Below are 22,612 nucleotides of genomic sequence, written 5' to 3'. Positions count from 1 at the left end.
ACGGGCGGTGAAAGGTTCGCGTCGCCGCGCGGTCGAAATCAAACGGTTTTCCCGGCGGCTCGCGCGGTCCGCCGACTTCCGGCCAGAGTCTCGTCACTCCGGCGTCACCCCATCGGGGGTGGCCGTCCGGAAGACGGCGAGACGGCAGCGGACGCGGTGCCACGATGAGCCGGTGCAGACCAAGAGCGTGCGGCGTGCGACGGCCGCGGTGGCCGCCTCGATGACCCTGCTGGCCGCCCTGACCGCCTGCGGTGGTCCGGGGCACCGGGCCGCCCGGGACGACGGTGACCGGCCGGACTCCCGGGGTTCCGCGGCCGCCGGCCGGGCCGATGGTGCGACCGCTCCCGCCGCGGACCCCACCCGAGTCCCAGGAGTGGGTGACCGGCTGTCCCGGCGCATCCCGGCCGGCTCCCGCCAGGTCGTGGCCGTCTACGGCGACCGGAAGGACTCGCCCGACTCCTCCCTCGTGCTCTACATCAGGCGGGGCGTGCGCTGGACGCGGGTGCGTACCTGGCCCGCGCACAACGGCCGCAAGGGCTGGACCGCCCACCACCGCATGGGCGACGAGCGCAGCCCGGTCGGCGTGTTCACCCTCTCCGACGCGGGCGGCGCGCTGGAGGACCCGGGCAGCAGGCTGCCGTACGACCGGAGCGCCGAGACGTACGCGACACCGCGGGAGTGGGGTCCGTCGCGCCGGCACGACTTCGACCACGTCATCGCCATCGACTACAACCGTGTGCCGGGCAGCCCGCCGGCCGACCCGGCCCGCCCGGAGGGCGACGAGAAGGGAGGCGGTATCTGGCTGCACCTGGACCACGGCAGCGGCACCTCGGCCTGCGTCAGTGTCTCCAAGGAGGCCATGGAGTTCCTGTTGCGTTCGCTCGACCCCGCCCGGCATCCGGTGATCGTGATGGGCGACAGGGCGGCGCTGGGTGCTTGACGGCGGAGCGGGACAGAGCGCCCGGAGGAGGGGCGCCGGTCGGCCGATTCGTCACCGGCCTCATTGCGGCGGAGCCCGGCTGCCCGTAGAACACCGGCCATGAGTAGCCGGATTATCATGTCCATGCTCGCCGGTGCCGCCCTCGTGGCGGGCGCGCTCCTCGGTACCGGCGGCGCGCCCGGTGTACAGGCCGCGGACGCCCCCGCCGGGTCGTACGCCGGCACCGGAACCGAGGGCCCCACCGGAACCGGCGTGACCGGCAGAACCGACCTCGCCACCGGAACCGGCCTCGCCACGGGAGCTCGCGGCACCAGCAGAACCCGAGTCACCACCGGAGCCGACGTTCCCGCGGAATTCGGCAGCGACTGGCACGACCCGGTGACCGCCGTGCCGCCGCCCGACCGCCCGGTTCACGCCAGGTCCTGCCGGGTCACGCTCGCGGCGGCCCGGTTCCAGGACTTCACCCCGTACCGCGGGACGTACACCCCACCGCACGGCTGCGGCGACCGGTGGAGCAAGGTCGTGCTGCGCCTCGACGGCACGGTGCGCGGCCGGCAGTACGACCGGCTCGGCCATGTGAGCGTCGGAGGCGTCGAGATCCTGCGCACCTCGACGCCGGAACCCTCGCCGGACGGCATCGCCTGGCACGTCGAGAAGGACGTCTCGCGCTACAGCGGCACCCTTCGCGACCCGCAGGACGTCGAGATGCTCATCGGGAACGTCGTCGACGACACCTACACCGGTGTCATCGACGTGACGGTCACGCTGACCTTCTACGCGGGCCGCCCCGCCGCGACGGTCCCGGACCGGGTCCTCACCCTCGACGGGCCGGCGACCGCCGGCGGTGCCACGACCCTCACCACGCCGCGCAACAGCGAGCGGATCGTCGCCGAGGTGTACGCCACCGGGTCCGGCGGCGGCTGCGAGGAGTTCTGGTACCTGACCGTGGCGGACCCGGCGCCGTACTCCTGCAAGGCCGACCGCGGCCCCTACCGCGAGGTGCAAATCACGGTCGACGGCCGGCTCGCCGGGATCGCGGCGCCGTACCCGCACGTCTGGACCGGCGGCTGGTCGAACCCGTACCTCTGGTACGTCCTTCCGGCTCCGCGCGCCTTCGACGTCCAGCCGATCGAGTACGACCTCACACCGTTCGCGGGGCTGTTCGACGACGGGAACCCGCACCGCGTCGAGGTGTCCGTCGCGGGCGTGCCGGAGGGCCAGGCCGGGTGGAGCACACCGGTGAACGTGCTGGTCTGGCAGGACGCCCGGAGAAGCCGCCTCACCGGGGGGCTCACGGGCGCCACGGCGACCGAGCCGGTCGACTCGTCCGTGTACACACCGGGTGCCGAGCACCGGGTGGACACCCGGGCCGGGCACCGGCTCACGGTCACCGGATACGTGGACACCTCGCACGGCCGCGTCACGACCACGGTCGACCGCTCCGTGGCCACCACCTCCGCGCACCGCTGGAACGACGGCGAGACGACCGACGGCCTGGACGCCGTCTGGACGGACGACGAGACGGTCACGGCCGACGGGCCGGGACCGGCACGGACCGCGCACACGCACCGGACGTACACCATGAACGGCACCACCACCCTGGGCGACGACGACCGCCTGCGCACCGTGCTGACCCTCGGCGACCGCACCGCCGTCACCGAGGATCGGGGCGGCCGGCGCACCACGTGGTCACGGGTCGACGACACCTACCGGGGCGATGCCGCGTACACGACCGGTGTGCCCCGCGACCAGCGGCACGCGGTCGGCACGACGGGCGAGCGCTACCGCCGCCTCGGCCCGGGCGGCTGCTACGACCGTTCGCTGACGACGGTCCAGGGCGTCCTGACGCGGGACCTCAGCCGCTGCTGAACAGCCCGTGCACTGATCCCTCCCGCACCCGCACCTGGGACCGGTCGGCTCAGCAAGGGCCGGCCGCCGTACCGTCGATGAGCGTGTCCAGCAGTCCGCCGAGCGCGTCCCGCTGCTCCGGTGAGAGCGGGGCGAGGATCTCCTCCGCGGCCGACCGGCGGGCGCCGCGCAGTTCCCGGAGCGTGGCCCGCCCCTCGTCCGTCAGCTCGATGCGGGTCACCCGGCGGTTCGTCGGGTCCGGCACCCGGCACACCTTGCCGCCCGCCTCGAGTGCGTCGACCAGCGTCGTGACCGCGCGCGGCACAACCTCCAGGCGCTCGGCGAGGTCGGCCATCCGCGGCGGCGATCCGTAGTGCGCCAGGGTGCGCAGCAGGCGGGACTGGGCCGGGGTCACGCCCACGTCGCGCTGCTCCAGATGGTGCTTCTGGATGCGGTGCACCCGGCGGGTCAGCCGCAGCAACTGCTCGGCGAGCGCGCCGTCGCGATCGGGGGTGGTCATGCGGGAACAATATCAGGATGAAGTTCATTGTGAGCTTAGGTAACAATGAGCTAGGATCCGTCAGCCGCCGCCGGCCGCGTCCGCGCCGGCGTCCCCGCACCTCCGTAGGAGCCCATGCATCCCGACCGTGAGAATTCCTGGACCCCGCCTGCCGAGAGCACGGAACAGCCCCGGCAGGTGCGCCGCATCCTGCGCCTCTTCCATCCCTACCGCGGCCGGCTCGCGGTCGTCGGCCTGCTGGTCGGCGCCTCCTCGCTCGTCGGGGTGGCCACGCCGTTCCTGCTGCGCGAGATCCTGGACGTCGCGATCCCGCAGGGCCGCACCGGTCTGCTGAGCCTGCTCGCCCTCGGCATGATCGTCAGCGCGGTGCTCAACAGCGTCTTCGGCGTGCTGCAGACGCTGATCTCGACCACCGTCGGCCAGCGCGTCATGCACGACCTGCGCACCGCCGTCTACGGCCGCCTGCAGCGCATGTCCCTGGCCTTCTTCACCCGCACCCGCACCGGTGAGGTGCAGTCCCGGATCGCCAACGACATCGGCGGCATGCAGGCGACCGTCACCTCCACCGCCACCTCCCTGGTCTCCAATCTCACCGGTGTCGTCGCCACGATCGTGGCCATGGCCGCCCTCGACTGGCGCCTGACCGTCGTCTCGCTGCTCCTGCTGCCGGTGTTCGTCTGGATCAGCCGCCGGGTCGGCAACGAGCGCAAGAAGATCACCACCCAGCGCCAGAAGCAGATGGCGGCCATGGCGGCCACCGTCACCGAGTCGCTGTCGGTCAGCGGCATCCTGCTCGGCCGCACCATGGGCCGCTCCGACTCGCTGACGGCGTCCTTCGCCGCGGAGTCCGAGCGCCTGGTCGATCTCGAGGTCAGGTCGAACATGGCAGGCCGCTGGCGGATGGCCGTGATCACCGTCGTCATGGCCGCGATGCCCGCCGTCATCTACTGGACCGCCGGCATGACCCTCCGGGCGGGCGGCCCGCACGTCTCGCTCGGCACCATCGTCGCCTTCGTCTCGCTGCAGCAGGGCCTGTTCCGCCCGGCCGTGAGCCTGCTGTCGACGGGCGTCCAGATCCAGACCTCCCTCGCGCTGTTCCAGCGCATCTTCGAGTACCTCGACCTGCCCGTCGACATCACCGAGCGCGACAACCCCGTGCGCCTCGACCGCGTCAAGGGCGAGGTCCGCTTCGAGGACGTCGAGTTCCGCTACGACGGCACGGGCGACCCGGTCCTCGACCGTATCGACGTGACCGTGCCGGCGGGCAGCAGCCTGGCGGTCGTCGGCCCGACCGGCGCCGGCAAGTCCACCCTCGGCTACCTGGTGCCCCGGCTGTACGACGTCACCGGCGGCCGGGTCACCCTGGACGGCGTCGACGTGCGTGACCTCGACTTCGACACCCTCGCGCGCGCGGTCGGCGTCGTCTCGCAGGAGACGTACCTCTTCCACGCCTCGGTCGCCGACAACCTGCGCTTCGCGAAGCCGGACGCCACCGACGAGGAACTCCACGCGGCGGCCCGTGCGGCGCAGATACACGACCACATCGCCGCGCTGCCCGACGGCTACGACACGGTCGTCGGTGAACGCGGCCACCGGTTCTCCGGCGGCGAGAAGCAGCGCCTCGCCATCGCGCGCACGATCCTGCGCGATCCGCCGGTCCTCATCCTCGACGAGGCGACCAGTGCCCTGGACACGCGCACCGAGCACGCCGTCCAGGAGGCCATCGACGCGCTGTCGGCCAACCGGACGACGCTCACCATCGCGCACCGGCTGTCCACCGTCCGCGCCGCCGACCAGATCGTCGTCCTGGACTCCGGGCGCATCGCGGAACGGGGTACGCACGAGGAGCTGTTGGAGTTGGACGGGCGGTACGCCGCGCTGGTCCGGCGGGACGCGCAACTGGAACCGACGAGCTGACGATATGCCGCTTTTGTGACGTTGTGCGCGTTACCGTGCCCGCATGCACACGAACACTCGGCCGCGGAAGACGATCCGACTGACGCGCAGGGGCAGGCTCGTCCTCGTCGTGACCGGCGCCGTCCTGGCCGGCACCGCCGTGGCGGTGCCGCTGCTGAGCCCGGGGAGTGACGAGGAAGCCAAGCCCGCGACCCTGGTGATCCCGGAGGGCTGGCGGGCGGGCCAGGTCTACGACGCGATCGACAAGGCCCTCGCGCTGCCGTCCGGCAGCACCAGGAAGTCCATCGGCAAGGCCACGCTGAAGCTGCCGAGCGACGCCGAGGGCAACCCGGAGGGCTACCTGTTCCCGGCGACCTATCCCGTCGCCGAGGGCGCGACCCCCGAATCGCTGCTGCAGTTCATGATCGACACCGCCAACCGGAAGTTCAGCGGGGCACCGATCGCGGCCGGGGCGCAGCGCAACGCCATGAACGTCTACCAGGCCGTCACCATCGCCAGCATCGTGCAGGCCGAGGCCGCGACGAAGGCCGACATGGGGAAGGTGGCCCGGGTCGTCTTCAACCGGCTGGAGCGCGGCATGCCGCTGCAGATGGACTCCACCATCAACTACGCGCTCAACCGCACGACCCTGACGACCACCGCGGCCGACACCAGCATCGAGAATCCCTACAACTCCTACCAGCGCATGGGGCTGCCCCCGACCCCGATCGACAACCCCGGCGAGGACGCGATGCGCGCCACGATCAACCCGCCGCCGGGCGACTGGCTGTACTTCGTCACGGTCAAGCCCGGCGACACCCGTTTCTCCGCCGACTACAACGAGCACCTGCGCAACGTCGCGGAGTTCAATGCCCGCCGGCAGGCCAGTGGGCAGCCGCAGGGAAGCGGACAGCCGCAGCAGAGCGGACAGCAGCCGGAGGGGAGCGGGCAGCCGCAGGGGAGTGGACAGCCGGACGGGAGCGGGAGTCCGCAGGGCTCGCCGGGCGTCCAGCCGCTCACCCGGCCCCCGCGGTGATCCGGCACCGCACCTGCCCCGTGCCCACCGCGGGCCGGGGCCGGTGCCCGCGGTCCCGGCCGGCGGACGCCGCGACGGCCGCCCGCCGGGGCGTCACGCCGCGACCGGCTCCCGCGCCGTCAGCCGCCTGATGTCCCGGACGGCCGCGCGTCCCGCCCGGTTGGCGCCGACGGTGCTGGCCGAGGGGCCGTAGCCGACGAGGTGGACCCGGGGATCGGCGACCACCCGGGTGCCCTCGAGCCGAATTCCGCCGCCCGGCTCGCGCAGGCGCAGCGGGGCCAGGTGGTCCAGGGCCGCCCGGAAACCGGTCGCCCACAGCACGACGTCGGCCCGCACGTGGCGCCCGTCGCTCCACTCCACGCCGTCCGGGACGAGCCGGTCGAACATCGGCCGCCGATCCAGCACCCCGTCGGCGAGCCCCTGCCGGATCGCGTCGCCGAGCGGCAGTCCCGTGACGGAGACCACGCTCTGCGGCGGCAGCCCCTGCCGGACCCGCTCCTCCACCAGCGCCACCGCCGCGCGTCCCGCGTCCTCGTCGAACGGGCCCTCGTGGAATACCGGAGGCCGCCGGGTGACCCAGGTGGTGGCGGCCGCGTACGGGGCGATCTCCAGCAGGTGCTGCGTCCCGGACGCACCGCCGCCCACCACCACGACCCGCTGCCCCGCGAACTCCTCCGGCCCGGCGTACCGCGCGGTGTGCAACTGCCGCCCCCGGAACGTCTCCTGCCCCGGGTAGCGCGGCCAGAAGGGACGGTCCCAGGTGCCGGTGGCGTTGATCAGCGTCCGGGCCGACCAGTCACCCTCCGAGGTCTCGACCAGCAGCCGGCCGGCCTCTCCCTCGCGCACGGCCCGCACGTCCACCGGACGCCGTACCCGCAGGTCGAAGGCGCGCTCGTAGCGGTCGAAATAGGCCCCCACGACCTCGGCCGACGGCCGCGCCGGGTCGGCGTCCGTCAGCTCCATCCCCGGCAGCGCGTGCATGCCGTGCACCTTGCCGTACGTCAGCGAGGGCCAGCGGAACTGCCAGGCGCCGCCCGGGGCGGGGGCGTGGTCCAGCACGACGAAGTCGCGGTCCGGCTGGAAACCGGCGCGGCGCAGGTGGTAGGCGCTGGACAGGCCCGCCTGCCCGGCGCCCACGACGACGGTCTCGACCTCGCGCGCAGCGTTCACGACCACGCCAACAGCGGGACGGCCGTGGGTCTTCCCGCCGCCTGCCGGTGCCCGGGTGACGTGTGAAAGCCGGCGTATGGGTCAGGATGGGGGCATGCCAGATGCCTTCACCACGCGAACCCTGAACGTGGCCACCGGTTCCCGGGAGCGGGTCGTGGACCTCACCGCCGACTGCGAGGCCTTCCTGCGCGAGGCGGCGGGCGGCCGGGACGGCCTGCTGAACATCTTCGTCCCGCACGCCACCGCCGGTGTCGCCGTCATCGAGACCGGCGCCGGCAGCGACGACGACCTGCTGGCCGCCCTGCACACCCTGCTGCCCGCCGACGACCGCTGGCAGCACCGGCACGGCAGCCCCGGCCACGGCCGCGACCACGTCCTGCCGGCGTTCGTCCCCCCGCACGCCACCCTGCCGGTGATCGGCGGACGGCTGGAGCTGGGCACCTGGCAGTCGGTGTGCCTGGTCGACACCAACAAGGACAACCCCGACCGTCAGGTGCGGCTCAGCTTCCTGGGCTGAGCAAGGGCCGCCCTGGGCGCGGCCGCACCGGCTGGGCCGACCACTTGAGCCGACGGCCTCAGGCCGACGCCGCCTGCCCCGATCTGTGCGGCGAGGACGGCCCCCTGGGCGGCCCGGGAGAACTCGTCGACCATGCTCGGCCGCGTCGCGGCGGGCACGGAGCCGGTCAGGGGCCCGAACACCTCCAGCGGGGTGCCGGTGAGGAGAACTGCCCGTTCGGAGCGCCCTGTCAGGGCCGTCGAGCGCTGGGTTCGCTCTCCCTCGGCTGAGGTCGTCCCCGCCGGATCACCGCCCGGTGGGGGCGCCGGGCCGACGGGGCGTCAGGTCTGTGTGCCGGCGATGTTCACCAGCCACGAGACGCCGAACGGGTCCGTGCACATGCCGAAGACGTCGCCCCACATCTGCTTCTCCAGCGCCATGGAGACCGAGCCGGCCGAGGACAGTTTCTCCCAGTAGCCGCGCAGCTCGGCCTCGTCGTCGCCACTGAGGCTCAGCGCGATGTCGGTGCCCGCGACGCGGTCGGTGCCGGGCGGCAGGTCCGCGGCCATCAGGGTGTAACCGCTCGGGGTCTCCAGCATGCCGTGCATGATCCGCTCGGCGTGCCCGCTGTCCGGGTGGCCGAAGTCGCCGTAGGTGTTGACGGCCAGGGTGCCGCCGAAGACGTCGCGGTAGAACTCCAGCGCCTGCCGGGCGGTGCCGTCGAAGCTGAGGTACGGATTGAGACGCGAGGCCATGCGAACCTCCCTGGAGGGGGTCAGAAGGTCGTCCGCGGGCACCGTAACGCGGGACCCCGGCGACCGCCTCCTGGAGCGGCGGCGTACCGGCCCTACGGACCCGGCGCGCGGACGTGTGTCACGGCCCCGGGACCAGGCCGAGCCGCTGGGCGCGCAGCACGGTGCCGACGCGGTCGCGGGTGCCGAGCTTGCGGTAGATGTTCTCGACGTGCTTGTGCACCGTGCGGGGCGAGATCCGCAGGCGGCGGCCGATCGCGTCGGCGGTCAGGGCCTCGGTGAGCAGGAGCAGGACGGTCGTCTCGCGCGGCGTCAGCGCGCAGTCCGCGGCCCGCGCGTCCGGCGTGCCGTCCGCGGGCAGCGATCGCCGCCACCGGGTGAGCAGTTGCCGCTGCTGTTCGACCGCGGCCAGCAGCGGCTGCGCGCGCTCGGCGACCCGGAGGTGGTCGTCGGTGAAGTCCGCGCCGGAACGGTAGACGAGACAGCCGGTGACCGGCAGCGTCGTCGCCGGGAGCGGGACGCCCATCACGTGGTCCACGTCCAGGACCGCGTCGAGCAGCCGGGCCGTCGCGCTCACGGGCCAGGCCCGTCCCGCCGCGCGGTGCGCGGTGACGGGCGTGCGGGCGGGCCGGCGCGCGTAGTGCCGGGCGAACGGATACCCCGCGCGCAGCAGACCCAGCCCCGCCGCACCGAGCCGCTCCAGCTCCGCGGCGGCGGCACCGGGGGAGACGCCGACCGTGCCCTCCTCCTCGCTCCACTCGTCCAATTTGTGGATCACCGCCTCACCCCCGCACAGGTCGGCCAGGGCGGTGGCGAGCAGCGGCCAGAGGCGCTCGGGGTCGCGTTCGTGGAGCGCCGCCACCGCGACCGACATCAGGCGCTCGTACGCCCGGTCGAGCCCCTGTGCCCCGGGTGCCGGCCTGTCCGACCCGTGTCCCACGTGTTCCTCTCCAGCGGTCCCGGCCCTTTGTGCCGGCGTCGTCCGTCTTCCGTCGTCCCCCTGTCATCGGCCGTCGTGCGTACGCAGTTGTACGCATACCCGTGGGTGCCGTCCCTGTCGCAGACTTCTTCCGGAGCGACTCCGGCCTGCCCGGACGCGCTCCGTCCCAGCGGGCCGCCGACACGGGGGAGCGGCGGCCCGCACGCCGTGGCCCGCCCGCGCGGGGCGTCACACGCCCCACGCGGCGGCGCACAGCGCACGCTCCACCTCCTCCGTGTACCGTGCGGCGGCCAGCCAGGCCCGGGCGAAACGCTCCTGGTCGGCCGGGAGCAGCCGCCCGAACGCGTCACGGGAGCGGTCCGCCGCCGCGGCGTGCAGCTCGCCGAGGACCTCACCCGCGGTCGCCAGCCCGTGCCGCCCCAGCCGCCGGACGTCGGCGGCGGCGTCCCCCGGGAAGGCCAGTACGCGGCGGCCACCGGACGCCGCCTGGTGCACGCGGCGGCGCACCAGGTGCAGGGGAGCCTCGTCAAGGACCGGAACGGGGCCGGAAACGGCGGTCGGGGCGACCGACGGCCCGGGGGAGGGCAGGGGATCGGGCAGGTCGGCCCGCTGGAGCCGGTCCGAGCCCAGGTCGACGCGGGCGGCGGGGTCCCGGGGGTGCTGCGTGGCCAGGAGCCGGGCGCGGGCATGCGCGGCCGGGACCAGACGGACCACCGTCCGCAGCCTGCTGCCCCGCGCCTCGGCCAGCAGCCGCAGGTTGTCGCGGTCGGGCAGGGCGGGGTGGTCATGGGCGGCGGTCAGCCGCAGCGGTATCCCGGCGCAGTCGGCCAGCAGGCAGTCGCCGGCCGCCTCCCGCACCGTGCCGGTCAGCGTGACGTCCAGGAACAGCAGGCCGTGGCCGCCGTTCAGGGCGCGGGCGACCTGCTCGGCGACCGGTACCGCCCACAGCCGGTCGAGCGGCTCGGCGTGCCACGTGGCACCGGACGCGCGTACCGCCCGGACCGCGGCCCCCGCGCCCAGCCGCCCCGTCGTGGAGACGGTGGCACCGGACACGGCGAGTCCCGCCCGCGCCAGCTCCCGGTGGGTCAGCGCCGTGTCGCCGACGCGTACCGCCCGCTCGGCGGCGCCGGCCGCCCGCCCGGCGCCGCCCGGGGCCACGTCGGAGACCTGGTACAGACGGCCCCCCGCGTCGGCGGTCCAGGTGACGGCACCGGCGTGACCGCTCGCCGTCAGCACCGGCTCGCTGAACACGCCGTACAGGCGCAGGGAACCGTCCGGGGTGTACGGCCGGCGTGCCGTGCCGCGCAGGGCGGCCAGTTCGGACCCGGTGGCGTACGGGAGGCGGTGGGCGACGGACAGCAGGTCCCGGAGGCCGGCGACCAGGTCGGCGAGGCGGAACGCCGGGTCGGCGCAGCGGGCCGCGCGCAGAGCGGTGACCACGGAGACGGCGGTGCCCGCGGCCCTCGGCAGCCCCGCCAGCCGCGCGGTGTGCGCGGCCCGCAGCACCTCCGCCTGGAGCACGGCTCCCGCACCGTCGGCACCTGCCTCCAGTACGGCGGCCGCGGCGGCGTACAGGACCCCGGCCGCGGCGACCTGCGCGGGAGCGGCCGACTCGGGCTGGGGGGCCGGCTGCGGGTCCGGTTCCGGGTCTTGGGCGGACGTGGCCGGGGTGGAGGCTGCCGGGGCGGAGGCTGCCGTACCGGTGTCGGCGGGGTCCGGGCCGGGTTCCGCGACCGGTGCCGCGCAGGCCGCCGCCGCCCGGTGCAGACAGTCCGGGGCCAGCAGGCAGCCGCAGCGGACGGCGTCCACCCCGGTCACGACGCCGCCGACGGTGTGCAGCGCCACCTCGGTGCTGTCGTCGACGGCGATGCGTACGGTGTCGCCGTCGCATGCGACGGGCCGGCCGGCCAGCTTGGCGATCCCGGCGTCGAGCCGCTTGCGCAGCCGGGGGGAGAGCGCGGCGACGAGTTCGGCGGTCACGGACGGGGCGACCGGAGGCAGGTCCGGCACCGGGCTCATGCGATCTTCTCCCCTACCCAGCGGGCCAGTTCGAGCGGACTGAGGGCGGCGACGGGCATCCCGGCGGCGACCAGCTGCCCCGCGACCCCGGTGGAGTAGCGGGGGCGGCCCGCGTCGTCGAGGCCGGCGCAGCCCAGGACATGGCAGCCGGCTCCGATCAGCGCGCGGACCTCGGCGAGCAGACCGCCCAGCGGATAGCCCTCCTCGAAGTCGCTGACGACCACGACGAGGGTCCGGGACGGCACGGTGACCAGCTCGCGCGCGTGCCGCAGCGCCGCCGCGATGTGGGTGCCGCCGCCCACGCTGACCTCGAGCAGCAGCGACAGCGGGTCGTCGACGTGGTCGGTGAGGTCGATGACCTCGGTGGAGAACGCCAGGAAGTGCGTGGACAGGGTGGGCACCCCGGCCAGCACCGAGGCGGTGAGCGCGGCCCACACGGTGGACGCCTCCATGGACCCCGACACGTCCGTGACCAGGATCAGCCGCCAGTCGGCGGCCCGCCGGGCACGGGCACGGAAGACGGGCCGCTCGGGGATCACCCGGACCGTGCCGTCCGGGGCGCGCCGCGCCGTCGCCAGATTGGCCCGCAGCGTACGCGGCAGGTCCAGGCCGCCGCCCGGGTGCCGGCTCGGGCGCGGCAGGGCGGTGCCGTGCAGCGCCGGCCGCAGCCGGGTGGCGAGTTGCCGGGTGAGCGCGTCGACCAGGCGCCGGACGAGCGGACGCAGCGCGGCCAGCCGGGCCTCGGGCAGCCCGCCGGCGTGCCGCAGCACGGAGCGCAGCAGGTCGACGGAGGGCCGCACGCTGTCCGGGTCCAGTTCCGCGAACACGTCCTGGCGGCCCGTCGCCGCGGCCGCCGCCAGCACTTCCTCCCGGATGCCCGGTCCGAACAGCGCCGCCAGCTCCCGCGACCACTCCCGCACACCGGGGTACGGCGCCTCCCGTCCGCCGCCGCGCCCCGCGCCGGTGAGGTCGCCCCGGCTGCCCTCGCCGCGCCCGCTGCCGTACAGCTCGTCCAGCGCGGTGGCCAGCGGGCGGGACGACGCGGGCAGGCGGTCCGTCCGGCGGCCCAGCAGCAGACGCCACCGGTCCGCGGCCGCAACCCGGTGCTCCTCAGCGGCAGCCGACGCGACCGCCCCGTCACCCGCAGGTGCCTCAGCTGCCGTCCCGTCACCGGCGGTCACGCCACCGGCCACTGCGGCAGCGGCCGTTCCGGCGCCGGTCGCCCCGTCGGGACCGGGCGCGGCGGTGCCCGGCTCGTCCGGTTCCGGTTCCCGGGGCGGCGGCAGCAGTCCCAGTGCGCGCAGGGCCGCGCGGGCCGTGAGGTCGGCGCGGGTCCAGGTGGCCAGCGCGACCGGGTCGAGGGCGCCGGTGTCGGCCAGGTGATCTTCGGCGACGCGTTCCTCGACGGTGTCCAGCAGCCGCTGCCGGCCGGCCGGGCTGAGCGCGTCGAAACCGCCCCGCAGTGCCGGGAGCCGGTCCAGGAAGTCACGGTCGGACAGCTCCGCCACCCGGGCCAGCAGGGGATCGAGCGCGGGCGCCGCCGACTCCAGCAACTGCCCGGCGGCGGTCAGCACCCCGGCGAGCCGGGCGGTGAGCGCCGTCCGGGAGCCGGGGTCGCCGGCCCCGTCCACCCAGGAGGCGACCCGGTCGCCGAAGGTCCGGGGATCCTCCTGCCCGAGCAGGACCCGTACGGCTCCGGCGGCGCCGCGCATCAGTGGGGAACCGCCGGCCGCCAACCGCGCGAGCGCGTCGGCGAGCCGGATGCCGCCCAGCAGGTCGGCGCGGTGGGCGAGTTCCAGCAGGGCGCGCGCGTCGGCCGGGTCCTCGGAGCCGGCGAGGCCGTCCACCTGGCGTACCGCCGCGGCGGTGAGCAGCTCGGCCACCGCCGTCGCCCGCGCCGCACGGCCGGGGCTGTCGTCCGCCGCCGCGAGCCCGGCGATGTGTCCCGCCCGTACCCGGTCCAACAGGGCGAGCCCGGCGAGGAGTTCCGGCAGGGTCCCGGTGTCCGGCAGCACCTCGGCGATGTCGTCGAGGCGTTCGTCGGCCAGACCGGGCAGGCCGCACTCCGCTGCCTGCTCCAGGCCGTTCAGGGCCTGCGCCGCCGTGGGACCGCCCTCCTCCCGTTCGCTCCGCCGCCGTTCGCGCAGCAGACCCTCGGCGGCCTGGGACGCGGTGACGCCGCGGACTCCGGCCGCGGTCAGCATGGCGGCGGTCGCGGGCGTGAACCGCACCTCCCACCGGGTGGTGAGGGCGTCGGCGCCGCCCGTGCCGGTGACCTCCCGGCGCTCGGCGTACGGCACCCCGCACACCGTCAGGCGGCGCAGCAGCAGTTCGCGGCGCCGGTCCAGGTCGGAGCGGAGCGGATCGAGGCGCAGCTCCCGGGCACCGCCGGGCCCGCCGTCCGCCGGCCCGGGCAGCCCCAGCGCGGCCAGCTCCGCCTCGACCGCCGGAGCGAGACCGCTGCGCGGCGCCCCCGGGGCCGGACGGCCGGCCCGGGTCCCGACGAGCACCCGCTCCATGGCCCGGGCCACCGCACGCCCCCGCCCGTACGGCTCGCCCTGCGCGAGCACCGTCTGCACCGCCTCCACCAGTTCGCCCCGGCCCGCGGCGGGCAGCCCGCGCAGCCGGGCCAGGTCTCCGGCGAGCCGGGTGATCTCCCGAGCGTCGGCCGGACCGGAGGGGTGCCCGAGGGCACGCAGCTCGGCACACACCCGTACGGCAGCCCGGGTCAGCGCGTACTCCATGGCACCCACGTCGCCCGCCGCGTCGAGCACCAGATGCTGCCACTCGGGGTCCCGGATGCCCGCCGGATAGCCGGAACGCGCGTCCAGGAGGGCGTAGGTGTAGGGGATCAGGGAGGTGGTCCAGGCAGGGGCGCCGGCGGGGGCGCCCCCAGGGACCGGCCGGCCGGCTTCCCCGTGCGGGACGTCCGCGGTGCGCTCCGCGACGCCCGCCGTCCCGTCCGCCGCTCCCCTCCGGGTGAGCAACGCCGGTGCGTGGAAGGCGCCGACGACCACCGCCGCCCGCTGTCCGCCGGCGCTGGCTGCGGCCAGGCAGGACCGCATCCACCGCTCACGCCGCAGGTCCAGCGCGGCGACCCCGCCCGCGGCGACCGCGTCCCGGCGCAGCGCCCAGCCCGTCAGCAGCGCCGCGCGCCGCAGGGCCCCGGGCGGTGAACCGGGGGCGGCGGCCTCGACGAGCCGGTCCCAGAGGTCGTCCCCGGGCCGCCCGGTGAGCCGGGAACGGAGGGTGTCGGCGAGGCGGGGCACACCGGCCCCTCCCGTGGCTCCCGACGGGGCCCCGGGCTCGTGCGGCGCGTCGTCGTCGCGCCACCCCCGGTCCGCGAGCGGCAGGTCACAGGCGACGACCGGTACGTCGTGCCGTGCCGCCCAGCGCACCGCGGCAAGCTCCGGGGAGAAGTCGGCGAAGGGGTAGAACGCCGGGCCGCCGCTGCCGTCACCGGGTGCGGCGGCCAGGGCGACCGGGGCCCGCGTCTCCTCGTGCGCGAGCCAGGGCAGCCACTCCTGCAACTCGGCGGGCAGTTCCACCAGGAGGACGTCCGGACCGGCGGACGCGAGCAGCGCGGGCACGGCGGCGGCCAGCGAGGGCGAGTGGTGCCGTACGCCGATGAGGTACGGCGCGGCCGGGTCGGTGAGCGCCTCGACGGCTTCCTCGGCGGGGGAGGGGGACACGGCCGTCAGCCCTCCAGGACCGTGCGCAGGTCCCACAGGGTGCGCCAGGTGGCGGAGCCCTGCTCGGCGCGCCGCCGGACGGGCCCGTCCCAGTAGCCGCGCAGCCGGGCCGCGTCGGCCGGGTCGTCCTTGCGCACGACACCGAGCAGATGACCGGGCAGCAGCCCGAGCACGTCCCGGTCCCCGGGGAAGTACGCGGCGGCCAGCCCCAGCGCGCCCGCCACGGACACCGCCTCGGCGGTGCTCATCACCGTGGACGGACGTTCCACCTCCCAGCCCTCCGCCGACCGCCCCTCCCGCAGGTCGCGGAAGGCGGTGACCAGGGCCTCCAGCACCGCGTCGTCGACGTCGAAGGGCGCCCCGGCCCGCTCCACCGACGCCCGGGCCTGGCCGCGCACCAGCGCGGTCTCGGCGTCGAGGTCCGGGATGGGACCGACCGTCTCGAAGTTGAAGCGGCGCTTGAGCGCGGCGGACATCTCCGACACGCCCCGGTCCCGCAGGTTGGCGGTGGCGATGAGGTTGAACCCGGGTGCGGCGTGCGCCAACCCGTCGGCGCTGCCCGCCAGTTCGGGTACGGCGATGCGCCGCTCCGACAGCAGCGACACCAGCGCGTCCTGCACCTCGGGCAGACAGCGGGTGACCTCCTCGACCCGGGCGATCGCACCCCGGGACATCGCGGTGAGCACCGGTGACGGGACGAGCGCCGCGCGGGACGGGCCCTGGGCGAGCAGCAGGGCGTAGTTCCAGCCGTACTTGAGCTGGTCCTCGGTGGTGCCCGCCGTGCCCTGCACGACCAGCCCGCTGGTGCCGCACACACCGGCCGACAGCAGCTCGGACAGCATGGACTTGGCGGTGCCCGGCTCACCGACGAGCAGCAGGCCCCGCTCACCGGCGAGCGTGACGACGCACCGCTCCACCAGCGCCCGGTCCCCGACGAACTTGCCCTCGACCACGAGCCGGCGCGGCACCCCCTCGGGTACCTCGGCGTCCTCGGGCAGCCGCAGCGCCCGGCCGTCGCTGCCCATGACGAAGGTGACGACGGCCCGGGGCGTGAGCCGCCAGGCGGGCGGACGCGGCCCGGTGTCGTGGGCGGCGAGGAAGGCCAGCTCGGTGGCATACCGGTCCTCGGGCGGGACGATCTGCCGGTTCACGTCGGGAACGAGGACGGTGCTCATCGGCGGTGGCCCTTCACGGTGGTGCGGATGGTGGTCGTCGGCGCGGGCCCGGCCGGCGCCGGTGCGGAGCCGAGCAGCCGGCGTACCGGCGCAGGCTCGGGATCCGGCAGCCCGCGTACCGGTGACGCGGAGGCCCGGCTCATCGGCGCCGCCCCTTGCGCGTCGCCCGCGTCGTCAGTTCCTCGTACGCCGGTATGTCGCCCGCGCGGACGCGGTCCCACGCCCGAGCGAACAGCTCGGGCACCGGGATCACCGGGACGGCGCGGCCCTGGTGGTCGGACGGGCCGAGGCCCTCCTTCCACGTCTCCACCGGCAGCGCGGGCGACTTCAGGTCGCGCCAGCCGCACGGCAGGAACAGGGTCCGCCCCGCGCGTGGCCGCTTCGCCTCCACGACCAGGTCCGTCGCGGCCAGTTCCGCGCGGGCCTTCTTCAGCCGGGCGGGCCTCCAGCCGGTCCAGCGGGCGCAGTTGCGGTCCGTCGGGTCGGGCAGGGCGAGCAGCTGGAGGTAGAGCGCCGCCGCGTCCTCGCCCAGGCCGTGCGCCCCGGCGACCTCGGCGACCAGCGCGGGCACGGTGAGCGCCGGGTCCTGGGCGTATCCCGAGGGGCCGTCGGTGTCCGTGCCCGCCGCGACCGCCCGGGCCAGCTCGTCGCCGAGGAGGGTGCGCAGCGTGCGCAGGCCGCGGCCGCGGGCGGGTCCGACCAGGCCTTCGAGGAGCCCGAGGACCGGGTCGTCCGGGCCGCCGAGCGCGGCCGGGCGGAGCAGCACGGTCTCGGTGTCGCGGTACCAGGGGCGCAGGACCAGCGCCTCGCCGACCCGGGTCAGGCCGTGCGCGTCGGCCCCGCCGGTCTCGGGCAGGCCGTACGTCCTGCGCAGTTCGGCGGCGGTCGAGCCGCCCTTCTCCGTCCACTCCACGTCGAGGTCGAGCAGCAGTTCCGGATCGGTCAGGCGATGGCGCACCGCGGCGAGACCGGCCGGCAGCGACGCGCGCAGCGGGTGGTCGTACGGCAGGGCGTAGGCGAGCGCGGCCAGGGCGCTGACGGCACCGCTGAGCCGGCCCCTGCCGGGTACGGCCTCGGGGTCCTGCGGCGACAGGGTGCCGTCGGCGTCGGGCCGCAGCACCGTGGTGCGGCTCAGCCACGGCGTACGGGACGGGTTGAGCACGTCCTCGGCGCCACCGGTGCTGAGGCCGGCGAGGTCGTCGCCGCGGTCCTCGGGCACCCGGACGAGGGGGCCGAAGCGCTCGGCCCACATCCGGCCGGCGGCCGCCGTGTCCGGACCGGTGGTCCACAGCCCGGCGGGGTCCGCGGGCAACAACGCGCCCGTCAGCGCCGCCCGTTCGCTGCTGCCGAACGAGGACAGTCTGCCGACGCCGTAGGTGTGCTGACGCGGCTTGAGACCGATGCCGGCGAGTGCGGCCGCGCCGGGCTCGGGCGGCTGCCCGGCCAGCAGCACGGTGGCCTGGAGCGGCCCGAGCGCGCCGCCGGTCGCCGCCGCCAGTTCCTCGGCCGCCCCGGCCCACCAGGGCGCGGCGCCCTTGTCCCGGACCAGCCTCACCAGGGCGGCCAGCTGCCCGGCGGGGACGGCCGGAGCGTACCGGACCTCCTGGTCCAGGACGAAGTGCCCGACGGGGCCGAACGCGCCGGACGGGTCGTGGTCCAGGGCCAGCCAGTTGACGCGGCCGCGCTGTCCGTCGACGTTCTGGCAGCCGAGGACGACCACCGTACGGTCGCCCCGGCGCAGGACCTGGCCCGCGCGCTGCTGCTTCTCGTGCGGCTCGCCCAGCAGGACCTGGCGCAGCGTGCCGTCCGGCGTGGCGAGCGGGCCTTCGGCAATCGCCTCAAGCAGCAGCAGCAACGCCTCCCGCCGGGCGTCGTCCAGGGCGGGCGAGGCGGCCCTGAAGGCGAGGGCCCGCAGCGTCCCGAGCGCCGGCGTCCAGACGAGGCCGACACCGGGGATCGCGCGGGCGTCGCCGCGCCAGCCGTCCCCGGCGGCGAGCCGCTCCGGCTCTGGCAGTGGCGGACCGGCGGCGAGCCGGCCGGACAGCACGTGGTTGACCGCGCGGATCTGGCGCAGCGCGCTCCAGCCCTGCCCGTGCCACCAGCCGGTCAGCCCGGCGATCCCGGAGGCGGCCTCGTACAGCGCGCGGTCGTCACCGTGCTCGGGGCTGTGGTCGGCGAACATGCCCTCGATCTCGCTGCGCGGCCGCCGCGAGCGCTCCGCGGGCGGCGCGGCGAACGCGGTGGCCGTCTCGGCGATGTGCAGCGCCGAGCGGACCAGCGAGGTCACGCCGGTGAGCAGACGTCCGTCGGTGATGTCCGGCAGGGCGGAGGCCACCGCGCCCAGGGCGACCTCGTCCGCGGACGGCACGGCGGACCTCGCGGCCCGGTCGGTCCCGGCCCGGTCCAGCGCCTCCTGCCGTCCGGCCAGCGCCGCCGCCGCGCGCCGCAGCAGCCCATCGGCCTGTTCGTCGGTCAGGGCGCGCAGCACGGCCGATCCCCGCTCGTCGCGCGGGCGCAGGGCGTGCCAGAAGGCGAGCGGCGGCACCAGCCGGGTACCGGCGGCGAACTCGCCGCCCCGCTCCAGCGGCCGTACCCGGCCGAGTTCCGCGCCGGCCGCGCTGCCGTCGGCCGCCAGCAGCGCGATGTGCGGGTACGACTCCGCCGCGACCGGCTCGGCGCCTCCGGGCAGCCGCAGCGCGCCGAGCGGGACCGCATCCATGCGCCCGCCGGGCGCCGGCACGGTCACCGTCCGCCCGTCGGGCGTTCCCGCGGTTGTGCGCGTCTCGGCGCCCTTACCCTCGCGGCGCACCCAGCGGCCCAGTACCGTGCCGTCGGTGCCGAACGGGCTGTGCTCCAGACCGGGTTGCAGGGGCAGCACCTCGCAGTGGCCGGGCAGCAGCGAGGCGCCGTCGACGATTCCGGCGCGCAGCAGGGCGGGCAGGGACGCGCGCCCGTGCGTCCCGGTGGCCGGGTCGTACTCCAGCCACACCGCGTCCCGGCCCTGCCTGCCCCGGCGCCAGTAGGTCGTGCCGTCCCCGAGCACGGCGCGGCCCGGCGGCAGGACGGTGTCACCGGCGTGCAGGGTGCGGCCACCGGTGGCGCGGCCGCCGCCCGGCAGCGGGATCGAGGCAACACCGGCGTCATGGCCCGACCACCAGCCGGGGAGCTGCTCACCGCCGAGGGTGAACACCTCGGCGGGCCGCGCGGACCAGTATCCGTACTGCGCGCCGCCCTGGCGCCACATCACCAGCAGCTCGCCGTCCACGTAACGGAACCGCGGACGCTGCCAGCGGTCCGGCTCGACCGGCAGCCGCAGGTCGTGCACGAGCAGCACCTTCTCCGGACCCGCCACGACCACCTTGTGCCGGCGGGCCAGGATCAGCGCGGGCCACGCCTCGTGCACGGTCAGCGCGTCGTCGTCGCCCTTCCTCACCTCGGCGTCGAGCAGGCGCAGCGCCTCGTCCAGGGCGTCCCAGCCCAGTTCGTCGAGGATGCCGGCGCGCAGGGTGCGGCCGAGCAGCGGCGCGATCCGCTGCCGGGCCACGCGGGTCACCGCGGCGGGGGCGGCCTCGGAGGCGATCGTCCGGAAGGGACGCAGCCGGGACAGCGCGGTGCGGGCCCCGGGCAGGCCCGGCGCGCGCGTGAACTCCCCGGCGGCCTCCTCCAGCCACTCCCGCAGCACCCCGGACAGGACGGGGTGCGCGGCGATCTCCGTCAGCGCGCCGGGCCCCCTGCGGTCGTCGCCGACGGCGCCGACGGCCTCGTGCAGCAGGCGCCGCAGCCGGGGGTCCGCGCCGACGGCCGTCAGGTCGCGGCGCCCGGCCCGGCCGTCCTCCAGCCAGTCACCCAGCGGCAGCCGGACCCGCGCCTCGGGACCGGGCACCGACAGGGGAACACCCAGCGACGCACACAGATCCAGCAGATCCAGGTCGGCGCCGGCATACCGGCGTCCGGCGAACAGGTCGACCGGGCGGCCGGCGGCGCGCAGCCCGGGAGCCATCCGCTCCACGAGCGCGAGGGTGGCCGGCGATCGGCGTGAGGACGGCCTGCCGCGCTTGCGGAACGCCGCCCACCGGCTCAGCCACTCCGCTGCGTCGACACCCTGGGCCGCGCCGTCCGTCTCCCCGGTCGCCGCGCCGTCCGGCGCCGCTGCCGTCAGCAACCGGTCGGCCCCGGCCTCCGCCAGCAGCGCCAGCCAGGACTCCTCGTCCTCGACCTCCCTGCCGAGCCCGGCCGGCATGATCTCCAGCAGGCGCGCCCGCACACCCGGCCGCCGGCGCGCGAGCACCGGCAGGACGGCACGGTAGGCGGTCCAGAAGGACGCGGGAGCGCGTACGGCGGCGGGGGAGGCGAGCAGGTCCGCGACCAGGGCGCACTCCTCGGTGACCCGGTCCAGGCCCGCGGCCCTGATCAGACCGCGCGCGTCCTGCGGCAGCGACGCGTACGGCGGCATGCCCGCCGCGCAGCGCTCCACCGTCAGCTGCCGGAACTGGGCCCAGGCCGCCGCCGGGTCGAGCCGCCGGGCCAGGTCCTTCACGTGCTCCTTCAGGGCCTTCACCGTCAGCGCCCCGGCGAAGGCGAACTCCAGGAACACCGCCCGCTGCCGCTCCTCGTCCACCGCGAGCGCGTGCACCCGCTCGGCCTCGCGGGCCTTGCCGAAGAAGGCCCCGGCGTACGTCGTGTTCTCGTGCTGGAGGAAGACCCGCGCGGCCTGTTCGTAGAACGTCGGCAGGAAGTGCGGCACCGCCCGCCCGAGCTGCTCACCGAGCGCCTCGAAGCCCTCCTTGGCGTTGCCCGGACGGGACGTGGCCTGGCGTGCCAGCCGCTCCACGTCCTTGACCAGGGCGAGCGCGTGGTGGCCGTTCGCCGGGTCGTTGACCAGCGCCCAGGCGGGGAAGCCCAGCGTCTCGCGGCGCACCTGGCCCACCTCGGGGACCTCGGGCTCACGGGACAGGCCGAGGAAGTCCAGGGCCAGGTCCTCGGCCTCGCCCAGGGTGCCGGGCACCAGCCGGACCACGCGCCGGCCGTCCAGCGCGGGGTGCGTGTAGGCGCGGACGGTGAGGACGTCGGCGTCCTCCCGCGCGGTGCTGCCCGGGGGCAGCACGGCGCCGGCGTCCAGCAGGGCGGCGGCGGTGGTCTCGTCGTACGTCGTCGTGGCCGTCATGCCGCCCGCTCCTCGTCCTCGATGTCCCGCCCGGCATACAGCGCGGCCGCCATGCGCATGCCCTCCGACCAGGCCACGGGCCCGATCTCACCGAGCCGCAGGGCGCTTCCGGCCGGGCCGGCCCACATCAGGGGGCCCGTCTCCGTCTCGTCGTAGCCGTCGTAGTCACCGATCCAGACGCGGGCCTCGACGCTCCGGCCGTCCTCCACGACCGGGCACACGGCGTGTCCGCCGCGCACGCGGTAGCCGAGCTGGGTGGCGCGGCCGTGCAGGAAGCGCAGCTCCTTGTACGAGCCGCCCGCGTACTCCTCGATCTGCGTGGCCTCGGCGTCGACGGCGGCCGGGCGGTGCCACACCTCGCGGAACAGCTGCTGCGCGCGCTGCTCCACACCCAGCTCGACGGCGAACTCGCGCAGCTCCGCGAGATCCTCGAGGAGGACCGGGTGCGGGATGCGGACCGGGTCCGGAGCGATGCGGACGGTGTCCCCGTCCAGGTCGACCAGGCCGAGTCCGCGCCCGGCGTCGGCGTCCCGCAGGAATCCGGCGACCGTGCCGTCGGCGCCGGTGACCACGAGGTCGCGCAGGGCGGCCTGCCAGGCGGGGTCCGGCCAGACCCGGGTCAGGACGGCGAGCGGGACCGGCAGGGAGCGGGTCATCCAGCGCTCCACGTCCGCGAGGCACTGCCGGTCGTGCCGCTCCAGCCACTCCGCGAGCTGCCGCAGCCCGATGACCGCCGGATCGTCGGCGATCTTCGGCGGGACGGACTTCAGCCGCCGTCCGGACGCGTTGCGGCACACCACCTTGCCGCTGTCGAGGGCGACCTCGTAGTCACCGGCCGACACCCACCCCATACGTGCCTCCCCGCACCGCAGTGATCAAGTGACGGGAACTCTAGGGGAGGCCACTGACAGCGCGGTCCGAGGCTGTGGAGAAACGTTCCACCAGCGCAAACGGGCCTATGTGA

The 22,612-nt window shown here is 75.7% G+C and carries 14 protein-coding genes; 5 read left to right on the top strand and 9 right to left on the bottom strand.

Annotated features, from left to right (window positions below; translation table 11 throughout):
* Window positions 1-220: 220 nt before the first annotated feature.
* Window positions 221-940, top strand: a complete 720-nt coding sequence (locus tag ACZ6CZ_RS14910) for a L,D-transpeptidase family protein (protein ID WP_469020539.1) — start codon at window positions 221-223, stop codon at window positions 938-940.
* A 99-nt stretch (window positions 941-1,039) separates the two neighbouring features.
* Window positions 1,040-2,809: a peptide-N4-asparagine amidase gene (locus ACZ6CZ_RS14905; RefSeq protein WP_469019861.1), complete on the top strand. Its 1,770-nt coding sequence runs from the start codon at window positions 1,040-1,042 to the stop codon at window positions 2,807-2,809.
* Between the two features lie 49 nt (window positions 2,810-2,858).
* On the opposite strand, the gene ACZ6CZ_RS14900 is transcribed toward ACZ6CZ_RS14905, so the two are convergent.
* On the bottom strand, window positions 2,859-3,308 hold the full coding sequence (locus ACZ6CZ_RS14900; protein WP_469019859.1) for a MarR family winged helix-turn-helix transcriptional regulator: 450 nt from the start codon (window positions 3,306-3,308) through the stop codon (window positions 2,859-2,861).
* A gap of 114 nt (window positions 3,309-3,422) precedes the next feature.
* Here ACZ6CZ_RS14900 and ACZ6CZ_RS14895 point away from each other — a divergent pair, with 114 nt between their 5' ends.
* Complete coding sequence (locus tag ACZ6CZ_RS14895) at window positions 3,423-5,225, top strand: ABC transporter ATP-binding protein (protein WP_469019855.1); 1,803 nt, start codon at window positions 3,423-3,425, stop codon at window positions 5,223-5,225.
* Window positions 5,226-5,268: 43 nt separating this feature from the next.
* Window positions 5,269-6,240 carry an endolytic transglycosylase MltG gene (mltG, locus tag ACZ6CZ_RS14890; protein ID WP_469019852.1) on the top strand — a complete coding sequence of 324 codons (972 nt, stop codon included), beginning with the start codon at window positions 5,269-5,271 and terminating at the stop codon, window positions 6,238-6,240.
* Window positions 6,241-6,333: 93 nt separating this feature from the next.
* Here the strand turns inward: mltG and ACZ6CZ_RS14885 are convergent, their stop codons facing one another.
* Window positions 6,334-7,410, bottom strand: coding sequence for an NAD(P)-binding domain-containing protein (locus tag ACZ6CZ_RS14885; RefSeq protein ID WP_469020536.1), 1,077 nt, complete (start codon window positions 7,408-7,410; stop codon window positions 6,334-6,336).
* 94 nt (window positions 7,411-7,504) lie between these two features.
* On the opposite strand from ACZ6CZ_RS14885, the gene ACZ6CZ_RS14880 reads away from it, so the two are divergent.
* Complete coding sequence (locus ACZ6CZ_RS14880; protein ID WP_469019850.1) at window positions 7,505-7,927, top strand: secondary thiamine-phosphate synthase enzyme YjbQ; 423 nt, start codon at window positions 7,505-7,507, stop codon at window positions 7,925-7,927.
* 320 nt (window positions 7,928-8,247) lie between these two features.
* Here the strand turns inward: ACZ6CZ_RS14880 and ACZ6CZ_RS14875 are convergent, their stop codons facing one another.
* The 7 genes from ACZ6CZ_RS14875 to ACZ6CZ_RS14845 all read right to left on the bottom strand — a co-directional run bounded on the left by ACZ6CZ_RS14875 (window position 8,248) and on the right by ACZ6CZ_RS14845 (window position 22,499).
* Window positions 8,248-8,661 carry a VOC family protein gene (locus ACZ6CZ_RS14875; protein ID WP_469019847.1) on the bottom strand — a complete coding sequence of 138 codons (414 nt, stop codon included), beginning with the start codon at window positions 8,659-8,661 and terminating at the stop codon, window positions 8,248-8,250.
* 118 nt (window positions 8,662-8,779) lie between these two features.
* Window positions 8,780-9,532 (bottom strand): helix-turn-helix transcriptional regulator, encoded by a 753-nt coding sequence (locus ACZ6CZ_RS14870; protein WP_469020533.1) that lies wholly within the window; start codon window positions 9,530-9,532, stop codon window positions 8,780-8,782.
* A 294-nt stretch (window positions 9,533-9,826) separates the two neighbouring features.
* Window positions 9,827-11,617, bottom strand: a complete 1,791-nt coding sequence (locus tag ACZ6CZ_RS14865; RefSeq protein WP_469019845.1) for a hypothetical protein — start codon at window positions 11,615-11,617, stop codon at window positions 9,827-9,829.
* Window positions 11,614-15,309 carry a vWA domain-containing protein gene (locus tag ACZ6CZ_RS14860; RefSeq protein WP_469019842.1) on the bottom strand — a complete coding sequence of 1,232 codons (3,696 nt, stop codon included), beginning with the start codon at window positions 15,307-15,309 and terminating at the stop codon, window positions 11,614-11,616. The genes ACZ6CZ_RS14865 and ACZ6CZ_RS14860 overlap by 4 nt, the downstream gene beginning before the upstream one ends.
* 5 nt (window positions 15,310-15,314) lie before the next feature.
* Window positions 15,315-16,484 carry an ATP-binding protein gene (locus ACZ6CZ_RS14855; protein ID WP_469019840.1) on the bottom strand — a complete coding sequence of 390 codons (1,170 nt, stop codon included), beginning with the start codon at window positions 16,482-16,484 and terminating at the stop codon, window positions 15,315-15,317.
* A 139-nt stretch (window positions 16,485-16,623) separates the two neighbouring features.
* Entirely contained in the window at window positions 16,624-21,648 is a 5,025-nt protein-coding gene (locus ACZ6CZ_RS14850) for a hypothetical protein (RefSeq protein ID WP_469019837.1), read from the bottom strand.
* The gene (locus ACZ6CZ_RS14845) at window positions 21,645-22,499 is read right to left on the bottom strand and encodes a DUF4132 domain-containing protein (protein ID WP_469019835.1); all 855 of its coding nucleotides are present in this window, start codon (window positions 22,497-22,499) and stop codon (window positions 21,645-21,647) included. The genes ACZ6CZ_RS14850 and ACZ6CZ_RS14845 overlap by 4 nt, the downstream gene beginning before the upstream one ends.
* Between the last annotated feature and the right edge of the window lie 113 nt (window positions 22,500-22,612).

The organism is Streptomyces sp. NPDC041135, from assembly GCF_055592085.1.
The sequence above is the reverse complement of the archived record's forward strand: the minus strand, read 5'-3'. Positions and strand labels throughout refer to the sequence as shown.